The sequence below is a fragment of the Microbacterium sp. p3-SID336 genome, from assembly GCF_025143365.1.
Taxonomy (GTDB): domain Bacteria; phylum Actinomycetota; class Actinomycetes; order Actinomycetales; family Microbacteriaceae; genus Microbacterium.
In genome coordinates, this window is the sequence record NZ_JALXPE010000003.1 from 18,478 (window position 1) to 43,956 (window position 25,479).

Sequence of the window (25,479 nt, forward strand, 5' to 3'; positions counted from 1 at the left end):
GGTCGGTATCGCCGACCTCCGCGGGATCAGCTCCCGGACGGCGGACCGGCGGGCCGGTGGGCGCGACGGCCCGACACCACGACAGGTCGCCCGGCCCGCTCCTGGCCGGGTAGCGGGCGGGAGCGACGACCGTAGATGAGCTCGGACGAGTCCAGCAGCCACGGCACCAGGGTGATCGAGACGCCGTGCACGAGCATCAGCTGGTTGGCCAGGCGCCGCGCCCGACGATTGTGCAGGAACGACTCCCACCAGTGGCCGACGATGTACTGCGGCAGATACACCGTGACGACCGAGGAGCCGTGCTTCTCGCGGTACTGGCGGATGAACTGCGTCACCGGCTGCGCGAAGGACCGGTACGGCGACTCGACGATCACGAGGGGCACGGGAACGAGGTGGTCCGCCCACTCCTGCTGCAGCCGCGCGGCATCCTCGGCGGACACGGCCACGTGCACGGCGAGCGTCTTGTCGTGCTTGGCGGCGATCGCGTAGTCGATGGCCTTCATGACCGGCTTCTGCAGGTGGTTCACGAGCACGATCGCCACGTCGCCGGACGCGCCGAAGCGCGTCGTGTCGTCGATCGCGATCTCGTGCTCGACATCGCGGTAGTACCGCTTCACCCCGATCATCAGGAACGCGAGCACGGGGATCGCGAAGAACACCAGGTACGCGCCGTGCGTGAACTTCGTGATCGTCACGATCACCAGCACGAGCACGGTCAGCGTCGCCCCGGCGGAGTTGATCAGGAGACCGACCCGCGCCGAGCGGCGGTCCGTGGCGGCGGCGCCGTCGCGCGCTCCTCCCACCGGCTCCCGCAGAATCCGCCGCCAGTGCCGCACCATGCCGATCTGCCCGAGCGAGAACGACACGAACACGCCGATGATGTACAGCTGGATCAGCGTGGTCAGCCGCGCCTGGAACACCACGAGCACCGCGATCGCGGCGATGCCGAGCAGGATCATGCCGTTCGAGAACACGAGCCGGTCGCCGCGGGTGTTCAGCGACTTGGGTGCGTACCCGTCGCGCGCCAGCACGGCCCCCAGCAGCGGGAAGCCGTTGAAGGCGGTGTTCGCGGCGAGCAGCAGCACGCACGCCGTCGCGGCCTGCACGATGAAGAAGGGGATGCTCCCGCCGCCGAACGTGGCGGCCGCGATCTGCGCCATCAGGCTCGGCTGCGGAGTCGTGCAGTCGAAGCCGATCAGGTCGCACGGGTTCTCGGCGTAGTGCACCCCGGTGATGAGTGCCAGAGCGGTGAGGCCCGAGAACAGGCAGATGGCGATCGTGCCCATCAGCACGAGCGTGGACTGCGCGTTGCGGACCTTCGGGGCGCGGAAGGCGGGGACGCCGTTCGACACGGCTTCGACACCGGTCAGCGCGGAGCATCCGCTCGAGAAGGCGCGCAGGATGAGCAGGATCACGGCCGCCTGGCTCAGGCTCTCGGCCTGCACGGAGAAGTCGTGGCTCGATGCCACGGGGGCGTCGCCGAGCAGGGTGCGGGCGAGACCCGTGACGATCATGACGCCGACCGACCCGATGAACACGTAGGTGGGGATCGCGAACACCAGGGACGCCTCGCGCACACCGCGCAGGTTCACGATGATGATGAGGATCACGAAGCCGACCGCGAGCTCCACGCGGAGCGGGTCGAGGCCGGGCACCGCGGAGATGATGTTGTCGACGCCGGATGCCACCGATACCGCGACCGTGAGGACGTAGTCGACGAGCAGCGCGGCGGCGACGATCACCCCGGGGATCTCGCCGAGGTTCTTCGACGCCACCTCGTAGTCGCCGCCGCCCGACGGATAGGCCTTGATCAGCTGCCGGTAGCTGAGCACCACCACGAGCAGCAGGACCACGACGGCGGCGGCGACGATCGGCGTGAACGACAGGAAGGTCAGTCCGCCGATCAGCAGGATCATCACGAGTTCCTGCGGGGCGTAGGCGACGGAGCTCAGGGCATCCGAGGCGAAGATCGGCAGCGCCATGCGCTTCGGGAGCAGCTGCTCATCCACCTGTTCGCTCGTGAGCGGGTCGCCGATCAGGATGCGTTTGGCGCGAGGCGGCGCATCGGCGCCCTGGCGGGTTTCTTCTGACACGTCCGGCGACACTACGCCCGGCGGGAGCGTCCTCACGCGATCCTCACGGAATCCCTACGCTCGGGCACCCGTCCCTCACGGAATCCTTACGGGCGTCGAGTAGAATTTTACCCATGGGGGATCAGCTGTTTCTGGGGGTCATCGCGATCGCGATCGGAGTGGCCTTCGGAGTCCTCCTCTTCGTCCCGTTCGTGGCGATCAGCTACCGGCGGCGCGGAGCGCTCACACTCGGCCGCACCGTGCTGTGGCTCGCAGCCCTCATCTACTTCTGGGCGATCTGGACCTACACGCTGCTGCCGCTGCCCGATCCCGATGCCATCCGCTGCGTCGGCGCGATCACCGATCCGATGTCGGTCGTGACGGAGCTGCAGCGCGCCTTCGCCTCCGACGACCCGATCCGCCACCCCGCGTTCCTGCAGCTCGCTTTCAACGTGCTGCTGTTCATCCCGCTCGGGTTCTTCGTGCGGGTCATCGCGGGTCGCGGCGTGCTGGTCGCGCTGATCACGGGATTCGGCCTCTCCCTGCTGGTGGAGACCACGCAGCTGACCGGCGTGTGGGGCCTCTACCCGTGCGCCTACCGCTTCTTCGACGTCGGCGACCTCATGACGAACACGACCGGAGCGGTCGTGGGCAGCGTCCTCGCTCTCGCCGTGCCGCGCGCTCTGCGAGGGTCGAGGGCCCGCGGTGACGCCGATCTGCCCCGGCAGGTGACGCGGGGGCGTCGCGCCCTGGCGATGCTGTGCGACGGGCTCGCGTTCTTCTTCGTGAGCGCCACGGTGAGCGTCGCCGTGCAGCTGTGGTTCTCGGTGGTCATTCAGGACAGGGCTGTGGTGCTGGACGGCACGGTGGCCTCCCTGATCAGCAGCGTCTCGGCGGCAGGGCTGTGGCTCGTGCTGATCCTCGCGACCGGGCGCTCCGTGGGCGACCTGGCGGTGCAGCTGCGGTACACCGGCTCGCGTCTTCCGCTGCCGCTCGCACGGCTGCTGCGCTGGGCGGGAGGGGTGGCCGGGCTCGGCTCGGTGGCGCTGCTCGGCGGCGTGTTCGAGCCGCTGTCCTCGCTGCTGATGCTCGTCGCCGTCGTGCTGCTGTTCACCACTCGGCACGGGCGAGGCCTGCCGGGTCTGCTCTCCGGCCAGGACCTGGTCGACGCTCGCGAGGCGGTGCCCGCGCCCTCGCCACCCTCCGCGCCGTGATCCGCGCGCGGTCCTCCGACCGGATCCGCGAGCGGGGGACGATATCCACAGCGGTTTCCGATCACGGATGGATAACGTCGACGGCATGAGCGCGATCCCGGTCGACGAGGCGATGATCAACGAGGCCAAGGAGCTTCGCGACCAGCTGCAGCGGTTCCTCCGCGAGTACGAGTTCGGCATGCGGGAGGTGGAGACGAAGATCTCCATCCTGCGCGACGAGTTCACCCACGATCACGCGTACAACCCGATCGAGCACGTCAAGAGCCGGCTCAAGTCGCCCGACAGCATCGTCGAGAAGCTCGCTCGCAAGGGCATCGAGGAGCCGGACTTCGACCGGATCCGCGCCGACATCACCGACATCGCCGGCGTGCGGGTCACGTGCAGCTTCGTCGCGGACGTGTACCGGCTGTTCGACCTGCTCACCGCACAGGACGACGTGACCGTGCGCACCGTCAAGGACTACATCGCCCACCCCAAGCCCAACGGGTACAAGAGCCTGCACGCGATCATCGAGGTCCCGGTCTTCCTGTCGACGGGAGCCCTGTCCGTGCCCGTCGAGGTGCAGTTCCGCACGATCGCGATGGACTTCTGGGCGAGTCTGGAGCACAAGATCTACTACAAGTTCTCCAACCGCGTGCCGTCGCACCTGGTGCAGAGCCTGAGCGACGCCGCCGAGGCCGCCGCCGAGCTCGACAGCCGCATGGAGCGCCTGCACCGTGAGGCCCACGGGGTGCCCCGACGCCAGCTGCCGCCTCCGCCGCCGTCCCCCCGCATCGTCGGGGTCTGAGCGCGACCTGGCGCGTGGCGGGGGAGTGTGGAAGCATCGGCGCGATGGCCTCCCCCTCCTCGACCGCTCCCGGGAACCACTCCGACCTGCGCGTCGACACCGACCCGGCGCTGATGCCCGACCTGGACGACGGGCCGCGCTGCGAGTGCCCGCACACGGCCCAGAGCTCCGGTTCCGAGCAGGGTGCGTCCACGCCGTGCGGGGCGCCGGCGCGGTGGCGGGTCACGATCGACTGCGTGTGCGGGGCAAGCCATCCGCGCCGCGTGGAGCTGCTGTGCGCGCGATGCCTCAGCAATCGCAGCAGTGAGCTCGGGCGGGAGCGCCTCACCGTCCGCGGAATCTGAGCACGCGCCTTCGGCGGCGGCACGCGTGGCCGCACCCGGTCGCCGCACCGCGCCGCGACTCGGGCTCAGGGTGTACGACGCCGCGCTGTCGCTCAGCCCAGGAACTCGCGGGCGGCGGCGGACATCGCCGTGACGCCGACCTCGATCGTGGGGTGGATCTCGGGCGCGAAGAAGGGCGAGTGGTTGGTCGGGATGTCCTGCTCGACTCGGCCCGCGGCGAGCGCCTCGGCGAAGCGGGCGGGGTCGACGCCGCCCCAGAACCAGAACACCAGCGGCACGCCCGCGTCGCGTGCGAACCACGACACGTCCTCGCTGCCGGTGAACATGCCGGGGTCGATGACCGCGGTCTCGCCGAGCGCCCGCTGCAGTGCCGCGGTCACCCTGACCGTGGCCTCGTCGTCGTTGATCGTGGCGGGCAGCGTGTGGTCGGTGCGGATCTCGGGCTCGCGCTCGGCGCCGGACGCCGTCGCCTCGGCGCGCACGATGCGCTCCACGCTCGCGAGCACCTTGTCGCGCACCTCTTCGTTCGGGTAGCGGAGACTGAGCTCGAGCTTCGCCTCAGCGGGGATGATGTTGTTCTTGAGCCCGGCATGGATCGACCCGACCGTGACCACCGCGACGCCCTGCGGATCGATCTCCCGCGACACGACGGTCTGCAGGCGCATGACGGTGGCCGCCGCCATCACCACGGGGTCGATCGTGGCGTGCGGACGGGAGCCGTGCCCGCCGCGGCCGTGCAGCGTCACGGTGAGTCCGTCGGACGCGGCCATCTGCGTGCCGCTGCGCACGCCGATGACACCGGCGGGAAGAGGGGTCACGTGCTGCCCGAGCACCACGTCCGGCTTCGGGTAGCGGCCGAGGATGCCGTCGTCGAGCATGGCCCTGGCGCCGGCGCCGTACTCCTCCGCGGGCTGGATCAGCACCACGAGTGTGCCCGACCAGTCCTCGCGCTCGGCGACGAGCTTCTCGACGGCTCCGATCATCGCGGTCACGTGCATGTCGTGGCCGCACGCGTGCATGACAGGCACGGTCGTGCCCGCGGGGTCGACGCCCTTGGCGGTGCTGGCGTACGCGAGCCCGGTCTGCTCCTCCACCGGCAGGGCGTCCATGTCCGCGCGCACCCAGACGACCGGACCGTCGCCGTTGCGCAGCACCCCCACCACGCCGGTCACGCCGACGCCCTCCTCCACGTCGAGCCCGAGCTCGCGCAGATGCTGTGCGGCGATGCCGGCCGTGCGCGTCTCCTGGAAGGAGAGCTCAGGATGCTGATGCAGGTCGATGTAGAGCGCTTCGAGGTCGATGGCCATGGCCCGAGCCTAGCCCGGCACCCGGCCGGCGGATCCGCGAGCCGAGGCCGGATCGCGCGAACCGCGCGCCTGGTCGTCCCGAACCGGCACGGCATCGGTGAGGATGTGAGACCCGGACCCGCACGCCGACAGGACGAGAAGCGATGACCTCCCCCCACCCGATCACTCCTGCCCTCCCGTACCAGGACCCCGCCGTCCCGATCCCGGAGCGGCGCGCCGACCTCCTGGCCCGGATGACCCTGGAGGAGAAGGTCGGGCAGATGCTGCAGCTCGATGCGAGGGACGACCTGGAGGATCACGTGCTGCGGCGGCACGTCGGCTCCATCCTGCACACCTCGCCCGAGCGTCTGGTGCAGGCGGCGGCACTGACCGCGCAGACCCGTCTCCGCATCCCTCTGCTCGTGGGCGAGGACTGCATCCACGGCCACTCGTTCTGGCCGGGCGCGACCATCTACCCCACCCAGCTCGGCATGGCGGCGACGTGGGATCCGGAGCTGATCGAGCGCGTGGCCAGAGCGACCGCCGAGGAGGTCGCCGTCACCGGGATCCACTGGACGTTCTCGCCGGTGCTGTGCATCGCCAGGGACCTGCGCTGGGGCCGCGTCGGCGAGACCTTCGGCGAGGACCCGTTCCTCATCGGCGAGCTGGCGTCGGCCATGGTGCGCGGATACCAGGGCGACGGGCTGGACGACCCGACCGCGATCCTGGCCACCGCCAAGCACTTCGCGGGGTACTCCGAGACGCAGGGCGGGCGTGACGCGAGCGAGGCCGACATCTCGCCCCGCAAGCTGCGCTCCTGGTTCCTGCCGCCGTTCGAGCGCGTGGCCCGCGAGGGGTGCCGCACCTTCATGCTCGGCTACCAGACGACCGACGGCGTGCCCATCACCGTCAACGAGTGGCTGCTCAGCGACGTGCTGCGCGGGGAGTGGGGATACACGGGCACGCTCATCACCGACTGGGACAACGTGGGTCGCATGGTGTGGGAGCAGCGCGTGCAGCCCGACCTCACGAGGGCGTCCGCGGCGGCGGTGCGGGCGGGCAACGACATGGTCATGACCACACCCGGCTTCTTCGAGGGAGCGCTCGCGGCGGTGGCGGAGGGGTTGCTCGCGGAGGACGCCTTCGACGCCGCGGTCGCCCGCATCCTCACGCTCAAGTTCGAGCTCGGTCTGTTCGAGGACCCCCGGCTCCCGCGTGCCGACCAGTCCGTCGTGGGCTCCGCCGCGCACGCGGAGCTGAACCTCGACGTCGCGCGGCGCTCGCTGGTGCTGCTGGAGAACGACGGCACCCTGCCTCTCGACGCGACGGCGCCGCTGTCCGTGGCGGTCGTGGGGCCGCTCGCCGACGACGCGCAGACGCAGCTCGGCGACTGGGCCGGAGGGTCGGGGCAGGCGGGATGGCTCGAGGGACAGCCGCGGGAGATGGTCACGACCGTGCTCGACGGGCTCAGGGCGGTGGACGGATGGTCCGTGACGCGTGCCCGCGGCGCCGACATCCTCACGCTGGAGGACGACCCGCGGGGCACGCACTTCCCGGACAACCAGCCCCGACCGCGCGTGGTGAAGCCGTGCGAGCCGGATGCGGACCTGATCGCCGAGGCCGTGGCGGCGGCCGTCTCTGCGGATGTGGTGGTGGCCGTGGTCGGCGATCGCATCGAGCTCGTGGGCGAAGGCCGCTCGACGGCGACGCTGGAGCTGATCGGCGGGCAGAACGCCCTGCTCGACGCCCTGATCGACACGGGCACGCCGGTGGTGGTCGTGCTGCTCGCGTCGAAGCCGCTGGTGCTGCCGCCCTCGGTGCAGCGCGCGGCCGCCGTGATCTGGGCCGCGAACCCCGGCATGCAGGGAGGCCGTGCGCTGGGTGAGCTCCTGGCCGGCGCGGTGGAGCCGTCCGGACGGCTGCCGATCTCGTTCGCACGGCACGTGGGCCAGCAGCCGACCTACTACAACCAGATCCGCGGGCAGCACGGCGATCGGTACGCGGATCTCACCCAGGCGCCCGCCTGGGCCTTCGGCGACGGCCGCTCCTACACCACGGTGGAGTATGCCGACCTGCAGCTGGAGGACGCGGCGCCGGCGGTGGACGGCGCCGTGGTGGCGCACGTCACCGTGTCCAACACGGGGGCGCGGCCGGTGCGCGAGACCGTGCAGGCGTATGTGCGCGACGAGGTGACGAGCGTGAGCTGGACCGACAGGGAGCTCAAGGCGTTCCGCCAGGTCGAGCTCGCGCCCGGCGCCTCGGAGCGGGTGCGCCTGGAGGTGCCGGTCGCGGCGTGCACGATCGTGGACGCGGAGGGTGTCCGGAGGATCGAGCCGGGGGAGTTCTCGCTGCTGGTGGGGCCGAGCTCACGCGAGGAGACGCTGCTGTCCGCGGGGTTCAGCCTCGCGTGACCCTGTGGATCTTCCGTGGATCCGCGCGATTTGAGCTCAAGTGCTCTTGAGGTTTTACAGTAGAAGGGCGACGGCGCCCCGATCGCCGGGCTGCCCCCGCAGGAGATCCACGCATGACCCCCCAGTCTTCCGGCGCCACGACCGCCCCGCATCCCGCCGCTCCCGTGCCCACCCCTGTGGGTGAGGGGCTCAAGGCCGCGTTCCGCACGCACCCCGCGGGGGTCGCCATCATCACGGCGCAGAGCCAGAACGGACCGGTCGGCCTCACGGCATCCAGCGTGGCATCCGTCGCCGTCGATCCCGCGGCGATCGTGTTCTCGGTGACCAGGGCCACCGGCAGCGCGGGCGCCCTGCTCGACGCGGACACCTTCGTGGTGCACCTGATCGACGACGAGCACTCGGCGCTCGCGCAGAGCTTCGCCGTCAGCGGCTCCGAGCGCTTCACCCCGGAACAGGGTTGGGCGACGCTGCCGACCGGCGAGCCGCACCTGCCCGGGGCCAGGGTGGCGCTGCGATGCCGCCCGCTCCAGACCGTCCCGGTCGGCTCCTCCACGGTTGTGATCGCCGAGGTCCTGGACGTGCTGCCGGGGCGCACGGCGCGTCCCCTGGTGTACGTGGACCGCCGCTTCCACGCCGTCTCGCACGACACGGCTCTCTGAGATCCGCGTGCTCACATCCCTGCCGCGGGCGTGAGGTCGGCGGCCGCGTCGAGCGGCGAGCGCGATGCGTCAGCGTCGCGACGGGGCACGCGCGGCGCCGGTCAGGCGAGCGCGATGCGTCAGCCTCGCGACGGGACACGCGCGAGGGCGCCGGGTCAGGCGAGGGAGAGGAAGAGCTTCTCCAGCTCGGGCAGGGAGACTCCGGCGGCGTCGGCGTCGGCGGACGACTCCGGGGCGGTGTCGGTCAGGCAGTCCTTCATGGCGGTGGCGATGATCTGGAACCCGGCCTTGTCGAGCGCGGAGGTGACGGCGGCGAGCTGGGTGACCACGGCGCGGCAGTCCCCGCCGGCCTCGACGGCGGTGATCACGGCCGCCAGCTGACCCTGCGCGCGCTTGAGGCGGTTCACGATCTTGCGCTGGGTCTCGGCATCGGTGGTGGTCATGGTGGCTCCTGATCGTCGGCTGTGAACACCATCATACCCCCGGGGGTATAGTGAGGTATACCCACCGGGGTATTCGAGAGGAGTCACACATGTGCCGAGCCGTCCGCTGCCGAACCTGCGGGAAGACGACCTGGGCGGGGTGCGGTCAGCACGTCGAGGCCGTCCGCCTGTCCGTTCCGAGGTCCGACTGGTGCGCCGGCCACGCCGACGAGCCGTCGACCGGCGGCCTGTTCTCCCGGCTGTTCCGCCGATGAGCGCGGCCCCGCTCCGCGTCGTCATCGTCGGCGGCGTCGCCGGAGGCATGTCGGCCGCCACCAGGCTGCGCCGGCTGGACGAGTCCGCGCGGATCACCGTCTACGAACGCGGCCCCGAGGTGTCCTACGCCAACTGCGGCCTGCCGTACTACGTGGGCGGCGTGATCGCCGAGCGCGAGCAGCTTCTGCTGCAGACTCCGGAGTCGCTGCACCGGCGCTTCCGGCTGGACGTGCACGTCCGCCATGAGGTCGTCCGCATCGACACCGCACGGCGCACGGTCGAGGTCGTCGACCTCGTGAGCGGTCGCCGCACCACCGAGGAGTACGACCGGCTCGTGCTCGCGACCGGAGCCCGGCCGCGCCGCGACGAGCCGCAGGGAGCGCTGACCGCGCGCAGCCTCCGAACGGTCGAGGACGCCGATGCGATCGACGCCGCCCTGCGCCCCGGTCTCCCCGTCGTCGTCGTCGGCGGCGGGTACACCGGCTTGGAAGCCGTCGAGAACCTCGTCGCCCGCGGAGCCGCGGTGACTCTCGTGCAGCGCGGTCCGCAGCTGCTCTCGCCGCTCGACGCCGAGATGGCCGCGCCCCTGCTCGCCGAGGTCAGGCGCCAGGGGGTGGACGTGCGACTCGGGGTCGAGGTCGCCACCACCGGAGCCGACTCCGTGACGCTGAGCAACGGGACCACGGTGCCGGCGGAACTGCTCGTCGAGGCCTCCGGGGTGATGCCCGAGACGCAGCTCGCGCACGCCGCCGGCATCCGGATCGGGGAGACCGGGGGGATCAGCGTCGACGCGCTCTGCCGCACCAGCGCGCCCGATGTGTTCGCCGTCGGCGACGGGGTCGAGAAGAGCGACCTCGTGGGCGGAGGGGCGGCACTGGTCACGATGGCAGGACTCGCCAACCGTCACGGGCGGATGGTGGCCGACCTCATCGCCGGACGGGAGGAGTCGGCGCGGCCCGCCCTCGGCACCGGGATCGTGCAGGCGTTCGGCATCGCGGCTGCCAAGACCGGGTGGAGCGAACGTCAGCTGCGGGACGCAGGCCGCGACCACTACGTCGTGCACGTGCACCCGGGGTCGCACGCGGGGTACTACCCCGGCGCGGAGACCCTGTCGATGAAGCTGCTCGCCGACCCGGCCACGGACCGCATCCTCGGAGCGCAGATCATCGGACGCGACGGAGTGGACAAGCGGATCGACGTCGTGGCGACCGCGATGCAGGCCGGCGTGCCCGCCGCGGGGCTGGCGCACCTCGAGCTGGCCTACGCGCCGCAGTTCGGCGCCGCGAAGGACGCCGTGAACATCCTCGGCTACGTCGCCGAGAACGTCCGAACAGGCACCACTCCGACCGTGCAGTGGCACGAACTCGACGACGCCCTGCGGGAGGGCGCGTCGCTGATCGACGTGAGGTCGGTCGAGGAGCACGCGAACGGTGCGATCCCCGGTGCGGTCAACGTGCCGCTCGACGAGCTGCGCGATCGCCTCGGCGAGCTGCCGGACGGGCCGCTGGTGGTGCACTGCCAGGTCGGGTTGCGCGGGCATATCGCGACGCGGCTGCTGCGACAGCACGGCCGGGACGTGCGCAACCTCGACGGCGGGTACCGCACCTGGCGCGACGCGACTGCGGTCGACGGCTGAGCCAGCCCGTCGTCGACGGCGGGCGCCGCGCGCGTTCATAACTCCGGAGAAACGGGCGGGATCGGCCCCGGATCGGCCCTCTGGGCGCCTCAAGGGCGGATTTCTCCGGAGTTATGAACGCGACGATCGCCTGACCCGCCCGCGGGTCAGAGGAGACGGGCGGTCGTCCCGCGGACGTTGAGCTCGTACGGCAGGGCGGAGGGGATGCGCACGGCCTCCGGGTCCGCGAGCTTCGCGAGGACCGCGTCGGCGGCGCGCTCACCCTGCCCGAGCGGGAACTGGTCGACCGTGGTCAGCCGGAAGAACTCGCCGAGCTCGTGGCCGTCGATGCCGACGATGGAGAGGTCGTCCGGCACGCCGAAGCCCAGGTCCCGTGCGGCGAGCAGGGCCCCGATCGCCATCTCGTCCGAGGCGGCGAACACCGCCGTGGGCCGCGGCCCCGGGCGGCCCAGCAGCTGCTTGGCGGCACGGTAGCCACCCTCGACGGTGAAATCCGCGGGCTCCAGGAACGCCGGGTTCAGCGGGATGCCCGCCGTGGCCAGCGCCTTCTCGAAACCGAGACGGCGGTTGGTCGGGATGTGGAAGTCGATGTCGAACTCGGGATTGGCGCCGATGTGCGCGATGTCGGTGTGGCCGAGCCCGATCAGGTGCTCCGTCGCCAGCTGGGCCACGGCCACATCGTCCACCGTGAGCGTGTCGAGCTTCGGGTTGGGGCCGCCGATCGCGATCACGGGCAGCCCGAGGTCGAGCAGCTGCTGCGTCTCGGCCTCGTCGAGCTCGATCGACACCGCGATCACCGCGTCCACACGCTGCCGCCGCAGGAACGTGTCGAACACGTGCCGCCGCACGTCCTCATCCGCGGTGATGTTGTAGAGCGTGATGTCATAGCCGGCGCGCATGAGCGCGGCGGACACCCCCGAAAGCACCGTGCTGAAGAACCACCGGTCGAGGAACGGCACCACGACCCCGATGTTGCGGGTGCGCCCTGACGCGAGGCTCGACGCGCGGGACGACACGACATAGCCGAGGGACTGCGCAGCCGCCCGCACACGCTCGCGGGCCGACTCCGACACCTGCCCGCGCCCGCTGAGCGCACGGGAGACCGTCGCCGTGGAGACGCCGGCGAGCCGGGCGACCTCATCGATGCTCGCCATGGGGATCCTCTGTCTCGGGATGAGCCGTGCCGCCGCCGTGTCTGCGAGCGGCACGGCTCATCCGGGAGCGGGTGGGGTCAGGCCGTGGTGTACCAGACGGCCGTGTCGACCGGGACCGCGGTGCCGTCGAAGGGCTGGCTGCGGAGCTGGACGACGGCGCCCTCGGGGAGCTCGAGCGGGGCGGTGCCGAGGTTCGCGAGCACGTGCACCTCGCCGCGGCGGAAGGCCACCGCGTCCGGTCCCGCGTCCTCCCACACGAGCGAGCCCGTGCCGAAGTCGTACTCGCGGCGTCCGGCGAGCAGGCGCTTGTACAGCGCGAGGGTCGACGCGGGGTCGACCTCCTCCACGTCGCGCGCGTACGCCGCCCAGTCGGCGGGCTGCGGGAGCCAGGAGAGTCCGGTGTCGTTGAAGCCGAACGCGGGGGCCTCCGCGTTCCACGGCAGCGGCACGCGGCAGCCGTCGCGGCCGTAACGCTTGCCGCCCGTGCGGAACCACGTGGGATCCTGCCGGAACTCGTCCGGGATCTCCATGGCCTCGGGCAGCCCGAGCTCTTCGCCCTGGTACAGATAGGCGGAGCCGGGCAGGGCGAGCATCAGCGTGGTCGCCGCGCGAGCCCGGGCCAGGCCGATCGTCGTGTCGGGCTTGTCCGGGGTGTTCGGTCCGATGCCCTCGCCCTGCGGGTTCTCCGCGGTCAGCGCGAGGCGCGAGGCGTGGCGCACCACGTCGTGGTTGGACAGCACCCAGGTGCTGGGGGCGCCGACCGCGCCGAACTCGTCCAGCGATTCGCGGATGACGTCGCCCAGGGCCTTCGCGTCCCACGGTGTCATCAGGTACGGGAAGTTGAACGTCTGGTGCATCTCGTCCGGCCGCACCCACAGCGCGGTCTGCTGCAGCGTCGGCATCCACGCCTCACCGCACAGCGCGCGGTCGCCGTCGTACTCGGCGAGCACCCGGTGCCAGTCGCGGTAGATCTCGTGCACGCCGTCCTGGCCCCAGTAGGGCACGTTCGCCTCGCCGCCGCCCATGGAGTCGGCGTCCGTCGGCGGGGTGTAGTCGGGCAGGCCCTCGGTCTTGATCATGCCGTGGGCCACGTCGACCCGGAAGCCGTCGACGCCGCGGTCCAGCCAGAAGCGCAGGATCGAGCGGAACTCCTCCTGAACCTCCTCGTTGTTCCAGTCGAAGTCCGGCTGCGTCGCGTCGAAGATGTGCAGGTACCACTGGCCGGGGGTGCCGTCCGCCTCGGTCACGCGCTGCCACATGCCGCCGCCGAACACCGACTCCCAGTTGTTCGGCGGGAGCTCGCCGTTCTCGCCCCTGCCGTCGCGGAAGATGTAGCGGGCGCGCTCGGGGCTGCCGGGACCGGCCTTCAGCGCCTCCTGGAACCACGGGTGCTGGTCGGAGGAGTGGTTGGGGACGAGGTCGACGATCACCCGGATGCCGCGCGCGTGCGCTTCGGCCAGCATCTCGTCGAAGTCGGCGAGGGTGCCGAACAGCGGGTCGACGTCACGGTAGTCCGCCACGTCGTATCCGGCGTCGCGCTGCGGGCTCGTCATGAACGGGCTCAGCCAGATCGCGTCGACGCCCAGCTCCTGCAGCGCGTCGAGGCGGCTCGTGATGCCGGGGAGGTCGCCGATGCCGTCGCCGGACGCGTCCGCGAAGGAGCGGGGGTAGATCTGGTAGATGACGGCGCTGCGCCACCACTCGGAACCGGGGGCTGCGATCTGTTCGAGCTGTGCCATGCGCAACAGGCTACTGCAAACGCTTACACTCCCGCCAGCGCGCGGATCGAAACGGTTCGGCGACGGCCTGCGCTCAGGGCGTGGGCATACCGCCGTTCACGTTCAGGGTCTCGCCGATCACGTAGCTCGACTCCGGCGACGCCAGGAACACGTAGGCCGGAGCGAGCTCGGCGGGCTGTCCCATCCGGCCCAGCGGAGTGTCCTGACCGAACTGGTCGATCTTCTCCTGCGGCTGTCCGTCGCTCGGCTGCAGCGGCGTCCAGATGGGTCCGGGTGCCACGGCGTTCACGCGGATCCCTTTCGGGGCGAGCTGCTGCGCGAGCCCCTTGGTGAACGCGTTGATCGTCGCCTTGGTCGAGGCGTAGTCGACGAGGATGTCGGACGGCGAGTACGCCTGGATCGACGTCGTGTTGATGATCGTCGCACCGGCCGGGAGGTGCGGGAGCGCGGCCTTCGTGATGCGGAACATGGCGTAGACGTTGGTCTGGAAGGTGTCGTCGAACTGCTCGTCCGTGACGTCGGCGAGCGTCTCCTGGTACACCTGCTTGCCGCCGTTGTTGACGAGGATGTCGAGACCGCCGAGTGCCGCGACCGCCTCGGCGACCAGCGTGCGGCAGTACTCCGGGTCGCGGAGGTCGCCGGGGAGCGTCGCGACCGTGGCGCCGGCCTCTCGCAGGATCCCGGCGATGCGGCTCGCATCCTCCTCCTCCTCGGGCAGGTACGAGATCGCCACGTCGGCCCCTTCCCTGGCGAACGCGATCGCCGTGGCCGCGCCGATGCCCGAGTCGCCGCCCGTGATGAGGGCCTTGCGGCCGGTCAGGCGCCCCGTGCCGCGGTAGGTCTCCTCGCCGAGGTCGGCCTTCGGTGTCAGGTCGGCGTCGAGGCCGGGTTCGCGCATGTGCTGCTTCTGCGGCTGGATGTCGGCGTAGAGCTCGGCCGGGTTGGTGAAGGTGTACTGGTCGCGGGACATGGCTCGTCCTTTCCGGGGGATCGTGGACTGGCCACCCATGCTGCGCGCCGTCTCCGGCGACCGGCAAACGCCTTGCACCCTCCGCGCGGCTTTGCTACGCGCGCGGCGGGGACCGGCGAGCCGGAGGCGACCCCGCTCGCATCCCCGGCGTCGCGCGACCCTCGATGTCCGGCCGGAGAGGGCTGCCCGAAAGACACCGCCCGTCGCGCACCCCGTCGACCTCGTTCGAACCTCGACATCCGGACGGGCAGGAGTGGCCGAAAGACGCTTCAGTGAACGCCGTGAGGGGAGAACCCTGGGATGGTGACCTGTCCGGTCGCACGCGCGCGCCCCCGTGCGCGGTTCCGATCGAGGGGACCCCATGTCCGGTACCGGCCGTCGCGCTGCGCCCTGGGTCGTCGTGGCCGCGCTCGTCGTCGGCGCCGTGTTCGCCGGCGCCGCCCCCGCGGTGTCCGACGCGGGAGCGCCGAGCGAGGACGCGGGCCCCGAGGCCGACGACTCCGCCCGCTCGGTCGCCCTGGCCTACGAGTTCCTCGACGCGAGGGTCGATGAGTTCTGCGACGGCGCAGGGCGCTGCCTGCCGCGGAGCTACCAGGGCGGCTTCTTCACCACCCCCACCTGGGACTTCACGCCGTCGTTCGTGTACGACGACGCCCTGGTGGTGATCGCCTACACCGCCCGCGGCCTCCCCGACGACCTGCGCCGCGCCCGCGCCATCGGCGACACGATGCTCTTCGTGCAGGCGCACGACCCGATCGGGGACGGACGCACCCGCGCCTCCTACGAGCCGCACGGCATCCGCCAGGGCCGCGTGGAGATCACCGGCCCCGGCTCGTTCACCGGCAACCAGGCGTGGGTCGGGCTCGCGCTCTCGCGGCTGTCCCACGCCACCGGAGAGCAGAAGTACCTGCAGGGCGCCCTGCGCATCGGCGAGTGGATCCAGACCAACACCGCCGACCTGACGCGCGCCCCCTACGGCTACACGGGAGGGCAGACCGACACCGGCGCCGCGCTGACGTGGAAGTCCACCGAGCACAACAGCGACGTGGCGGGCTTCTTCACGCAGCTCGCTGCACTCACGGGCGACGCCGTGTGGTCCGACCGTGCCGCGGTCGCGGCGGGATTCGTCGCCGCGATGCAGAGCGCCGACGGACACGTCGACACCGGCACGCTCCTCGACGGCAGCACGATCAACACCCGCCCGGTCCCGCTCGACGCGCAGACGTGGAGCGCGCTCGCCACCGGAGACCCGCGGTACGGTGCGGCGCTGGACTGGACCCTCGCGCGCCTGATGGCGACGGACGGCCCCTACCGCGGCCCGTCGATCAGCGACGTGGACGTGTCGAAGGCCTGGTTCGAAGGCAGCGGTCACCTCGCCCTGGCGCTGCGTCTGCGGGGAGCCGAGGGGGACGCGGCGCAGGCCGAGGCGCTGCTCGCGGATGTCCGTCTGGCGCAGCGTGACGCGGCGAACGGCGACGGCAAGGGCATCGTGGCGACCTCGACCGACGGCCTGGACTCGGGCTTCGGCGACCTCTACTACGCGAGTCTGCACACCGGGACGACGGCCTGGTACCTGCTGGCCGAGGCCGGCGACAACCCGTTCGCGCTGCCCGCCACGCGCTGAGCGCGCGACCGCGTCAGGCGGCGACGCGGGCGACGGCGGCGATCGCGCTCGTGAAGAAGTCGAGTCCGTCGACCCCGCTGCGCATGGCAGCGGCCGTGTCCGGGCCGAAGCCCGGCTCGGTGGCATGCTCGGGGTGCGGCATGAGCCCCACCACGTTGCCGGCCTCGTTCGTGAGGCCGGCGATGTCGCGCAGCGAGCCGTTCGGATTGACCCCGGCGTAGCGGAACGCCACCAGGCCCTCGCCCTCGATGCGGTCGAGCGTCTCCTCGTCGGCGATGTAGCCGCCGTCGGCGTTCTTCAGCGGGATGATGATCTCCTGGCCGTTGCGGAACGCGTTGGTCCAGGCGGTGTCGGCGTTCTCGACCGTGAGCTTCTGATCGCGGCGCACGAAGTGCTGGTGGCCGTTGCGGATCAGGCCGCCGGGCAGCAGGTGCGCCTCGACGAGCATCTGGAAGCCGTTGCAGATGCCGAGCACGGGCATGCCCTGGGCGGCGGCGTCCTTCACCTCGGCCATGATCGGCGAGAGCGCGGCGATGGCTCCGGCGCGCAGGTAGTCGCCGTAGCTGAAGCCCCCGGGAAGGACGAGCGCATCGACGCCTTCCAGGTCGTGCGACCCGTGCCAGAGGGCGACCGGCTCGGCGCCGGCGATGCGGACCGCGCGCTGCGCGTCGACGTCGTCGAGTGAGCCGGGGAACGTGACGACCCCGATGCGGATCGTCATTCTGCGACCTCGATGCCCACGACGTCCTCGATCACGGCGTTCGACAGCACCTCGTCGGCGAGACGCTTGGCCTCGGCGAGCACCTCGTCGGTGACCTCGCCCTCGACCGTGAGCTCGAAGCGCTTGCCGATGCGGACGTCGGTGAAGCCCTCGACACCCAGGCGGGCGAACGCGCCGGAGACGGCCTTCCCCTGCGGGTCGAGCAGTTCGGGCTTGGGCATGACGTCGACGACGATGGTGGGCATGACGGCTCCAAGAGTCGCGGGTGGACGGGCGGGTCCAGTCTACTGGCTCCCCGTCCCGTCGATACGCGGCGAGGATCCGTCCGGCGAGACCGCGGACCGTCGTCGAGAGCCCGTCTCGCCTGCGGCCCGGCGCCGCGGCGTCGGCGACAGCCCGGGCCTCGAAACGGGTGTCCTCAGGAGTGGAAGACGGTGTGCAGGTCGCCGATGGCCTCGCGGCCGCCGAGCCCGTCGATCTCGAACAGCACGGAGATCCCCGCGACGTGGCTGCCGAGGCGCTGCACCAGCTGACGGCCGGCCGCGAGCGTGCCGCCCGTGGCGAGCACGTCGTCGATCAGCAGCACGCGGGATCCCGCGGGCAGGTCGTCGTGCATCTCGATCGTGGCCGTGCCGTACTCGAGGGCGTAGTCCACCGAGGCGGCAGGGCGGGGGAGCTTGCCGGCCTTGCGGATCGGGATGAGCCCGACGCCGGCGGCGATGGCGGCCGCGCCGGCCAGGATGAAGCCGCGCGCCTCGATGCCGGCGACCACGTCGAACTGCCCGGCGAAGGGTTCGATGATGGCCTCGGTGGTGACCCGCAGGGCCTCGGCGTCGGCGAGGAGCGGCGTGATGTCGCGGAAGACGATGCCCGGCTCCGGATAGTCGGGGACGCTGCGGATCAGCGCTTCGGCGCGGGCGAGGGCGGGGGACAGGGTGGCTTCGGGCACCGGTCAAGGGTACGCCGCGTTCACAACTCAGGAGAAACACGGGGTGCAGGGCCGGAATCGGGCCGTACTCCGCGTAAGTGCGCGGTTCTGCCTGAGTTGTGAACGGATGGGGCGCGGCCGACGCCGGGGCGAGGTCGGGTTGACAGCCGTGGGAGCGCTCCCATAGAGTGCATCGAAGTTCGTGGGAGCGCTCCCATGAATCCCCGAACCACCACCACCGCACGACCACCACAAAGGAGTGACCCGTGAACACACGTGCCCGCACCCGGATCCTGGCGACCGCCGCCGTGGCATCCGTCTCCGCCCTCGCCCTGGCCGGCTGCTCCGGCAGCGGCGGAGGCGACGAAGGCAGCGCCGACGAGCAGATCACGCTGACCGTGACCACGTTCGGCACCTTCGGCTACGAAGACCTCTACGACGAGTACGAAGAGGCGCACCCGAACGTCAAGATCGAGGCGACCAACATCGACACCGGCGGCAATGCCCGCACCGACGCCTTCACCAAGATCGCCGCCGGCTCCGGCCTCAGCGACATCGTCGCGATCGAGGAGGGCTGGCTCGGCGCGATCATGGACGTCTCCGACACCTTCGTGGACCTCCGCGACTACGGCATCGAGGACCGCAAGGGCGACTGGGTCGATTGGAAGTACGGCCAGGCCACCGACCCGGAGGGTCGCGTCATCGGCTACGGCACCGACATCGGCCCGAGCGGCATCTGCTACAACGGCGCCGCGTTCGAGGCCGCGGGCCTGCCCGGCGACCGCGAGTCCGTCGCCGAGCTGCTGAACGGCGACTGGGAGAACTACTTCGCCGTGGGCGCCGACTACACCGCGAAGACGGGCAAGGCCTGGTACGACCACTCCGGCTTCGTCTGGAACGCCATGGTGAACCAGCTCGACGAGGGCTACTACACGGCGGACGGCGAGCTGAACGTCGAGGGCAACGACGAGCTGCAGCAGCGGTTCGAGCTGCTCGGGGCCGCGACCGAGGGCGGCCAGTCCGCCGCGCAGACCGCCTGGGACTGGAACGGCGGCAAGTCGTTCGTCGACGGCACCTTCGCGACCTTCGTCTGCCCCGGCTGGATGCTCGGCGTGGTGCAGGGGCAGATCGAGGCCGGCGGCGGCGACGCCTCCACGGGCTGGGACTTCGCGGACGTGTTCCCGGGAGGCGCGGCCAACTGGGGTGGCGCGTTCCTCTCCATCCCGGAGACCTCGCAGCACAAGGAGGCCGCGGCCGAGCTCGCGGACTGGCTCACGCAGCCCGAGCAGCAGGTGAAGCAGTCCGCCGCCGCGGGCAACTTCCCCTCGACGGTGAAGGCTCAGGAGACCCTCGCCGAGGAGGCGACGCCGAACGAGTTCTTCAACGACGCCCCCACCGGAGCGATCCTCGCCGAGCGGGCCAAGGGCGTCGTGGCGCAGTTCAAGGGCGCCGACGACTCCGTCATCCAGGAGAACGTGTTCGGCCCGGCGCTGAGCAGCCTGGACCGCGGTGAGACCGACACCCAGGGCGCCTGGGACCAGGCCATCGGCCTGCTGAACGAGCTGGTCGGCTGATCATCTCCGCGTCGACAGGCTCAGTGGCCCCGGCGTGGGTGGCTGAGCCTGTCGAAGCCCGGTTCCCGGCTAAGGACACGCACATGACCCTCACCGCCCCGCCCGCGGAGCAGCAGACCGCCGCCCCCGCCCCGTCGGACGCCCCGCCGCGCCGCTCCTGGCGCACCCGCGTCTCCCGGTTCGACCATCGCGCGTCGCCGTACTTCTACATCTCCCCGTTCTTCCTGCTGTTCGGCCTCGTCGGGCTGTTCCCGCTGCTCTACACGGTGTGGGTCGCGGTGCACGAGTGGGACCTGCTGAAGGGCGAGGGCGACTTCGTCGGGCTCGGCAACTTCGTCGAGATCCTCGGCGACGGCATGTTCTGGAACTCGATCCGCAACACTCTCAGCATCTTCCTGCTGTCGGCGATCCCGCAGATCGCGGTCGCACTCGTGATCGCCTACCTGCTGGACCGCGGGCTGCGGGCGCCGACGTTCTGGCGCATGAGCGTGCTCATCCCGTTCGTGGTGACACCGGTCGCCGTGGCGATCATCTTCTCGAGCATCTTCAACGAGGCCGACGGGCTGGCCAACAACCTGCTCAACCTGGTGGGCATCGCGGATCAGCAGTGGAAGCACGACACGGTCCTGTCCCATCTCGCGATCGCGGTCATGGTGAACTTCCGGTGGACGGGATACAACGCCCTGATCCTGCTCGCGGCGATGCAGGCCGTGCCGCGCGACCTGTACGAGTCCGCGGCCCTCGACGGCGCCGGCTCCGCACGGCGCTTCTTCTCGATCACGATCCCCACGATCCGGCCGACGCTGATCTTCGTGATCATCACCGCGACCATCGGCGGGCTGCAGATCTTCGCGGAGCCGCGGCTGTTCGACGTGTCCACCGCGGGCGGCATCGGCGGCAGCGACCGGCAGTTCCAGACCACGGTGCTGTTCCTGTGGGAGCTGGCCTTCTTCCGTCGCGATCTCGGCGAGGCCTCGGCCGTGGCGATCCTGCTGTTCCTGCTGATCGTCGGCATCGGTCTGATCAACTTCCTCATCTCGCGCCGGATCTCCACCGGCGACGCCCCGAGGAACCGGGCCGCGCGACGCCGCGCCCGCACCGCCGGCACGGCTGCGACCGCGGCCGCAGCCGGCGCGACGATCGCCATCACGACCGAGGAGGAGGCGCGATGACCGCCACCCAGGCCCTCAGCGTGCCGGAGCGCCTCCGGCGCCGACGCGGCGCGACCACCGGGACCGCGGGCGTCGGCAGCCGCCCCGGATTCCTCGCCTACGGGCTGCTGGCCGCGTTCGTCCTCGGCAGCGCCTACCCGCTGTGGTGGTCGTTCGTGGTCGCGAGCGGCACCAACGCCACCCGCGGTGAGACGCTGCCGCTGATCCCGGGCGGCAACTTCCTCGCGAACGCCGCGAAGGTCTTCGACGCGATCCCGTTCTGGCTCGCGCTCGGCAACTCGGTGCTGATCTCGTCGATCATCACGATCTCCGTCGTCACCTTCTCCACCCTCGCGGGGTACGCGTTCGCGAAGCTGCGCTTCCGCGGGCGGGACGGTCTGATGGTGTTCGTGATCGCGACCATGGCGATCCCCACGCAGCTCGGCATCATCCCGCTGTTCATGCTGATGCGGGAGCTGGGCTGGACCGGCACGATCGGCGCCGTCATCGTGCCGACGCTGGTCACCGCGTTCGGCGTCTTCTTCATGCGGCAGTACCTGGTGGACGTGATCCCGGACGAGCTGATCGAAGCCGCCAGGGTCGACGGCGCCACCCAGTTCCGCACCTTCCTGACGGTCGGCGTGCCCGCCGCGCGACCGGCCATGGCGATCCTCGGCCTGTTCACGTTCATGACCGCATGGACCGACTACCTGTGGCCGCTGATCGTGCTCTCCCCCCAGAACCCGACGCTGCAGACGGCCCTCAGCCAGCTGCAGTCCGGGTACTACATCGACTACTCGATCGTGCTCGCCGGTGCGGTGCTCGCGACCCTCCCGCTGCTCGTGCTCTTCGTGGTCGCGGGGCGGCAGCTGGTCAGTGGCATCATGGCCGGCGCGGTGAAAGGATGACCCCTATGACGCGTGCCTTCCCCTCGCAGTTCCTCTTCGGCGCGGCGACCGCGGCCTACCAGATCGAGGGCGCCGCCTTCGAGGACGGCAGGACGGCATCCATCTGGGACGCGTTCGCCCGGGTGCCTGGTGCCGTCGTCGGCGGCGACACCGGAGACGTGGCGTGCGACCACTACCACCGGTACCCGCAGGACGTGGCGCTCATGAAGGAGCTCGGGCTGCAGACCTACCGGTTCTCCACCTCGTGGGCGCGCGTGCGCCCGGACGGCGGCGCGGTGAACCGAGCGGGCGTGGACTTCTACTCGCGCCTGGTGGACGAGCTGCTCGCCGCCGACATCCTGCCCTGGCTCACGCTGTACCACTGGGACATGCCGCAGGCGCTGCAGGAGCTCGGCGGCTGGACGAGCCGGGACACGGTCGACCGCTTCCTGGAGTATGCGGGCACCATGCACGACGCGCTGGGGGACCGTGTGAACGTGTGGACGACGCTCAACGAGCCGTGGTGCTCGTCGTTCCTGTCGTACACGGGCGGCGAGCACGCGCCCGGTCACACCAGCGTCGCCGAGGGGCTGCTCGCGTCGCACCACCTGTTGCTGGCGCACGGAGCCACCGTGAAGGAGCTGCGGTCGAGGGATGCGTCCCTCAACCTCGGCATCACGCTGAACCACACCGTCGTCGACCCGGCCGACCCCGCGGACGCCGCCGACGTGGACGCGGCTCGACGCCTGGACGGCCAGTTCAACCGCTGGTTCCTCGACCCGATCTACCGCGGTGCCTACCCCGCGGACATCGTGGAGGACATCCGCGCCGTCGACGCCGACGCGGTCGCACGGTTCGAGGCTGCGGTGCACGAGGGGGACCTCGACACGATCTCCCAGCACATCGACACGCAGGGCGTGAACTACTACCACGGCGACCTCGTCTCGGGCACGGCGCCGGAGGAGGCGCCCGCGTCGAGCGTTCCCGCGACGGCACACGTCACCCGCAGCCCGCACCCGGCGCCCGACGGCATCCACGCGGTCGAGCGCGGGCTGCCGCGCACCGCGCAGGGCTGGGAGGTGCAGCCGGAGGGACTGACCCGGCTGCTGCAGCGCATCTGGACCGAGTACGCGGAGCCCGCGGGCACCGTGCTGTACGTCACCGAGAACGGCGCCGCCTACGACGACACGGTCGTGGTCGAGGAGGGTGAGACGCGCGTGCACGACGCGGACCGCACCGAGTTCCTGCGGCGGCACCTGGACGCGGTGCTCGACGCGGTGGACGCCGGAGTGGATGTGCGCGGCTACTTCTACTGGTCCCTGTTCGACAACTACGAGTGGGCGTGGGGCTACGCCAAGCGCTTCGGCATCGTGCGCGTCGACTACGACACCCAGGAGCGGGCGGTGAAGGACTCCGGTCGCGAGTACGCACGGGTGATCGCCGCCAGGGCCCTCTGACGGGGTCGCGGCACCGTGCCCGCGCGCGACCGCACGGATGGTACGGCACGAGTCCGCGGGCCGGAGCCGGCGGACGACCGTGCCCGCATCGGGTGGCCCATTGCCGGGGTGCGCGCGGAGATGCGCGGGGGCCTTCTTCAGGCGGATGGTACGGCACGAGTCCGCGGACCGGTGAGAATAGGGCGATGGAAGAGCGTGCGCTGATGTCGCCCCGGGCGACCATCGAAGAGGTCGCGGCGGCGGCGGGCGTGTCCCGGTCGACGGTGTCGCGGGTCGTCAACGGCTCGACGGCGGTGAGCCCGGAGGCGCTCGCCGCGGTGCGCGCCGCGATCGACAGGCTCAACTACGTGCCGAACCGCGCCGCCCGCTCGCTGGCCTCGCGGCAGACGCACGCGATCGCACTGATCGTCCCGGAGGACACCACGCGCTTCTTCGGCGATCCGTTCTTCGCGGCGATCGTGGCGGGCATCACCGGGGCGCTCGGCAGCTCCGACTATCTGCTCAACCTGCTGATCGCGAGCGACGACCCCGGCGACAAGATGACGAGCTTCGTGCGCAACGGCGGTGTCGACGGCGCCCTGATCGTGTCGCATCACGCGAGCGACGCGTTCGTGGACCGGATCGCGGACGCCGTCCCTGTCGTCTTCGGCGGGCGTCCGGTGCGCCGCGGCGAGGCCGACTACGTGGTGGACGTGGACAACGTCGCGGGCGCGAAGGTCGCCACGCAGCGGCTCGTCGACATCGGCAGGACGCGCATCGCCACGATCTCGGGACCGCTCACGATGATCTCCTCGACCGATCGCGTGCAGGGCTTCCGGGCGGCGCTCGCCGACGCGGGGCTCACGCCGGTGGCCGAGGAGGAGGGCGACTACAGCGAGGCGAGCGGCGCGGAGGCTGCCCGCCGGCTGCTGGCGGCCGACCGGCCGGACGGCATCTTCGTGGCGAGCGACCTGATGGCCAGGGGTGCGCTGACGGCGCTGCGGGCCGCGGGGGTGCGCGTGCCCGAGGACATCGCGCTGGTCGGGTTCGACGACTCGTCGGTCGCGCTGACGACCGATCCGCAGCTGACCACCATGCGGCAGCCGATGTACGCGCAGGGGGAGACGATGGCGCGCGTACTGCTGTCGCGGTTGGCGGGAGAGGACCCAGCGCGGACGACCATCCTGCCGACCGAGCTCGTGGTCCGCGCCTCGGCCTGAGCATCGTCGCGCTGCGCCCCCGGTCCGTGCAGATCCTGAGGACGGCGGTCGGGCGGAGGGTTGCACGGCGGTGCGGACTGGCCGGCGGCTTCGATCGAGCGCGCGCGGATGCGGCCCTGGCGCCCCCTCCTGGTCAGGGACGCACCCGCGCGGCCGTGGTGAACGTGGTCCACGCAGAACGCAATAACTGAATGAGCGTTCAATGGAAACGGTACACCGCTCGCCGATATTCTGGAAAACTTCCGGGAGGTGGTCGTCCCATGGCTCGAACCCACGAGCAGAACCGCCAGGCGCGTGAGCGTGCGCGCGAGAACATCATCCAGGCGGCGATCGAGGCCTTCAGCGAACGCGGTGTCGCCGGCGCGAGCGTCGCCGAGATCACCTCGCGCGCCGGTGTGGCGCAGGGCCTCGTCAACTACCACTTCGGCGGCAAGGATCAGCTCATCGGCGCCGTCATCGACCGCTGGTTCGAGACCGTGCTCGGACTGGCTCGCGTCGACGGCGCGCCCGACGAGATGCTCGCCGCGATCATCGACGGGACCCTGATGGCTGCGGCCTTCGCGATGCCGCTGCAGCGGGCCGTGCTCGCGATGCAGCAGCAACCGGCGACCCACCGGCTGTTCGCCGAGTCGGAGCAGCGCCACGCCGAGGCGGTGGCTGCGGCCGAGGATGCCGTGCGTGCCGTCTTCCGCGCCCGCGGCGCCGCGGATCCCGCGCTGGAGGAGATCATGCTGCGCAGCACCCTCGAGGGGATCTTCGTCAAGTACTGCGTCTACGGCGACACCTACCCGCTCGAGGACGCGCGCCGCTGGCTGCACCAGCGCTACGGGCTGCCCGCACCCGCCGAGCCCATGCCGCTGCCGAACCCTCCGCGCGACGGGGAGCCGCGTCCGCGGGCGACAGCCTCCCTGCGTACGAGCGCGACCCACGACTGAGCCGGCGGCCCCAGCGCCCCGGTGCCCCCGTGG

At 71.1% G+C, this 25,479-nt stretch carries 22 protein-coding genes; 13 read left to right on the plus strand and 9 right to left on the minus strand.

What is annotated here, in order from left to right; genetic code table 11:
* Positions 1-26: 26 nt before the first annotated feature.
* Positions 27-1,982, minus strand: a complete 1,956-nt coding sequence (locus tag M3C17_RS01395; RefSeq protein ID WP_396819492.1) for an APC family permease — start codon at positions 1,980-1,982, stop codon at positions 27-29.
* A 224-nt stretch (positions 1,983-2,206) separates the two neighbouring features.
* Between M3C17_RS01395 and M3C17_RS01400 the strand changes: the two genes are divergently transcribed.
* The 3 genes from M3C17_RS01400 (at position 2,207) to M3C17_RS01410 (ending at position 4,417) form a co-directional block, all read left to right on the plus strand.
* Positions 2,207-3,286: a VanZ family protein gene (locus M3C17_RS01400; protein ID WP_259975854.1), complete on the plus strand. Its 1,080-nt coding sequence runs from the start codon at positions 2,207-2,209 to the stop codon at positions 3,284-3,286.
* 85 nt (positions 3,287-3,371) lie between these two features.
* A complete protein-coding gene (locus tag M3C17_RS01405) occupies positions 3,372-4,073 on the plus strand; it encodes a GTP pyrophosphokinase family protein (RefSeq protein ID WP_259975855.1) in 702 nt (233 codons plus the stop codon).
* A gap of 44 nt (positions 4,074-4,117) precedes the next feature.
* Positions 4,118-4,417: a hypothetical protein gene (locus M3C17_RS01410; RefSeq protein ID WP_259975856.1), complete on the plus strand. Its 300-nt coding sequence runs from the start codon at positions 4,118-4,120 to the stop codon at positions 4,415-4,417.
* 92 nt (positions 4,418-4,509) lie between these two features.
* Here the strand turns inward: M3C17_RS01410 and M3C17_RS01415 are convergent, their stop codons facing one another.
* Positions 4,510-5,724 (minus strand): amidohydrolase, encoded by a 1,215-nt coding sequence (locus M3C17_RS01415; protein ID WP_259975858.1) that lies wholly within the window; start codon positions 5,722-5,724, stop codon positions 4,510-4,512.
* A 143-nt stretch (positions 5,725-5,867) separates the two neighbouring features.
* Here M3C17_RS01415 and M3C17_RS01420 point away from each other — a divergent pair, with 143 nt between their 5' ends.
* Together M3C17_RS01420 and M3C17_RS01425 are read left to right on the plus strand one after the other, a co-directional pair.
* The gene (locus tag M3C17_RS01420) at positions 5,868-8,114 is read left to right on the plus strand and encodes a glycoside hydrolase family 3 N-terminal domain-containing protein (protein ID WP_259975859.1); all 2,247 of its coding nucleotides are present in this window, start codon (positions 5,868-5,870) and stop codon (positions 8,112-8,114) included.
* Positions 8,115-8,227: 113 nt separating this feature from the next.
* Entirely contained in the window at positions 8,228-8,773 is a 546-nt protein-coding gene (locus M3C17_RS01425) for a flavin reductase family protein (protein ID WP_259975860.1), read from the plus strand.
* Positions 8,774-8,928: 155 nt separating this feature from the next.
* On the opposite strand, the gene M3C17_RS01430 is transcribed toward M3C17_RS01425, so the two are convergent.
* Complete coding sequence (locus M3C17_RS01430; protein WP_259975861.1) at positions 8,929-9,216, minus strand: metal-sensitive transcriptional regulator; 288 nt, start codon at positions 9,214-9,216, stop codon at positions 8,929-8,931.
* Positions 9,217-9,466: 250 nt separating this feature from the next.
* Here M3C17_RS01430 and M3C17_RS01435 point away from each other — a divergent pair, with 250 nt between their 5' ends.
* Positions 9,467-11,107 (plus strand): FAD-dependent oxidoreductase, encoded by a 1,641-nt coding sequence (locus M3C17_RS01435; RefSeq protein ID WP_259975862.1) that lies wholly within the window; start codon positions 9,467-9,469, stop codon positions 11,105-11,107.
* Positions 11,108-11,253: 146 nt separating this feature from the next.
* Here the strand turns inward: M3C17_RS01435 and M3C17_RS01440 are convergent, their stop codons facing one another.
* The 3 genes from M3C17_RS01440 to M3C17_RS01450 form a co-directional block, all read right to left on the minus strand.
* Positions 11,254-12,261, minus strand: a complete 1,008-nt coding sequence (locus M3C17_RS01440; protein WP_259975863.1) for a LacI family DNA-binding transcriptional regulator — start codon at positions 12,259-12,261, stop codon at positions 11,254-11,256.
* A gap of 77 nt (positions 12,262-12,338) precedes the next feature.
* The gene (locus M3C17_RS01445) at positions 12,339-14,000 is read right to left on the minus strand and encodes a glycoside hydrolase family 13 protein (protein ID WP_259975864.1); all 1,662 of its coding nucleotides are present in this window, start codon (positions 13,998-14,000) and stop codon (positions 12,339-12,341) included.
* Between the two features lie 73 nt (positions 14,001-14,073).
* A complete protein-coding gene (locus tag M3C17_RS01450; protein WP_311198415.1) occupies positions 14,074-14,970 on the minus strand; it encodes an SDR family oxidoreductase in 897 nt (298 codons plus the stop codon).
* A gap of 361 nt (positions 14,971-15,331) precedes the next feature.
* Here M3C17_RS01450 and M3C17_RS01455 point away from each other — a divergent pair, with 361 nt between their 5' ends.
* Positions 15,332-16,594, plus strand: a complete 1,263-nt coding sequence (locus tag M3C17_RS01455) for a hypothetical protein (RefSeq protein WP_259975865.1) — start codon at positions 15,332-15,334, stop codon at positions 16,592-16,594.
* A gap of 13 nt (positions 16,595-16,607) precedes the next feature.
* Here the strand turns inward: M3C17_RS01455 and purQ are convergent, their stop codons facing one another.
* The 3 genes from purQ to M3C17_RS01470 form a co-directional block, all read right to left on the minus strand.
* On the minus strand, positions 16,608-17,315 hold the full coding sequence (gene purQ / locus M3C17_RS01460; protein ID WP_259975866.1) for a phosphoribosylformylglycinamidine synthase subunit PurQ: 708 nt from the start codon (positions 17,313-17,315) through the stop codon (positions 16,608-16,610).
* Entirely contained in the window at positions 17,312-17,560 is a 249-nt protein-coding gene (purS, locus tag M3C17_RS01465) for a phosphoribosylformylglycinamidine synthase subunit PurS (RefSeq protein WP_259975867.1), read from the minus strand. The genes purQ and purS overlap by 4 nt, the downstream gene beginning before the upstream one ends.
* Positions 17,561-17,733: 173 nt before the next feature.
* Positions 17,734-18,264 carry an adenine phosphoribosyltransferase gene (locus M3C17_RS01470; protein ID WP_259975868.1) on the minus strand — a complete coding sequence of 177 codons (531 nt, stop codon included), beginning with the start codon at positions 18,262-18,264 and terminating at the stop codon, positions 17,734-17,736.
* A 245-nt stretch (positions 18,265-18,509) separates the two neighbouring features.
* Between M3C17_RS01470 and M3C17_RS01475 the strand changes: the two genes are divergently transcribed.
* From M3C17_RS01475 to M3C17_RS01500, 6 genes are all read left to right on the plus strand, one after another.
* Positions 18,510-19,817 (plus strand): ABC transporter substrate-binding protein, encoded by a 1,308-nt coding sequence (locus tag M3C17_RS01475; RefSeq protein ID WP_259975869.1) that lies wholly within the window; start codon positions 18,510-18,512, stop codon positions 19,815-19,817.
* An 83-nt stretch (positions 19,818-19,900) separates the two neighbouring features.
* Positions 19,901-20,989, plus strand: coding sequence for a carbohydrate ABC transporter permease (locus tag M3C17_RS01480; RefSeq protein ID WP_259975870.1), 1,089 nt, complete (start codon positions 19,901-19,903; stop codon positions 20,987-20,989).
* Positions 20,986-21,876: a carbohydrate ABC transporter permease gene (locus M3C17_RS01485; protein ID WP_259975871.1), complete on the plus strand. Its 891-nt coding sequence runs from the start codon at positions 20,986-20,988 to the stop codon at positions 21,874-21,876. The genes M3C17_RS01480 and M3C17_RS01485 overlap by 4 nt, the downstream gene beginning before the upstream one ends.
* A 5-nt stretch (positions 21,877-21,881) precedes the next feature.
* Positions 21,882-23,312, plus strand: a complete 1,431-nt coding sequence (locus M3C17_RS01490; RefSeq protein ID WP_259975872.1) for a glycoside hydrolase family 1 protein — start codon at positions 21,882-21,884, stop codon at positions 23,310-23,312.
* Between the two features lie 203 nt (positions 23,313-23,515).
* Positions 23,516-24,511: a LacI family DNA-binding transcriptional regulator gene (locus tag M3C17_RS01495; protein ID WP_259975925.1), complete on the plus strand. Its 996-nt coding sequence runs from the start codon at positions 23,516-23,518 to the stop codon at positions 24,509-24,511.
* A 260-nt stretch (positions 24,512-24,771) separates the two neighbouring features.
* On the plus strand, positions 24,772-25,446 hold the full coding sequence (locus M3C17_RS01500; RefSeq protein ID WP_259975873.1) for a TetR/AcrR family transcriptional regulator: 675 nt from the start codon (positions 24,772-24,774) through the stop codon (positions 25,444-25,446).
* Positions 25,447-25,479 lie beyond the last annotated feature (33 nt).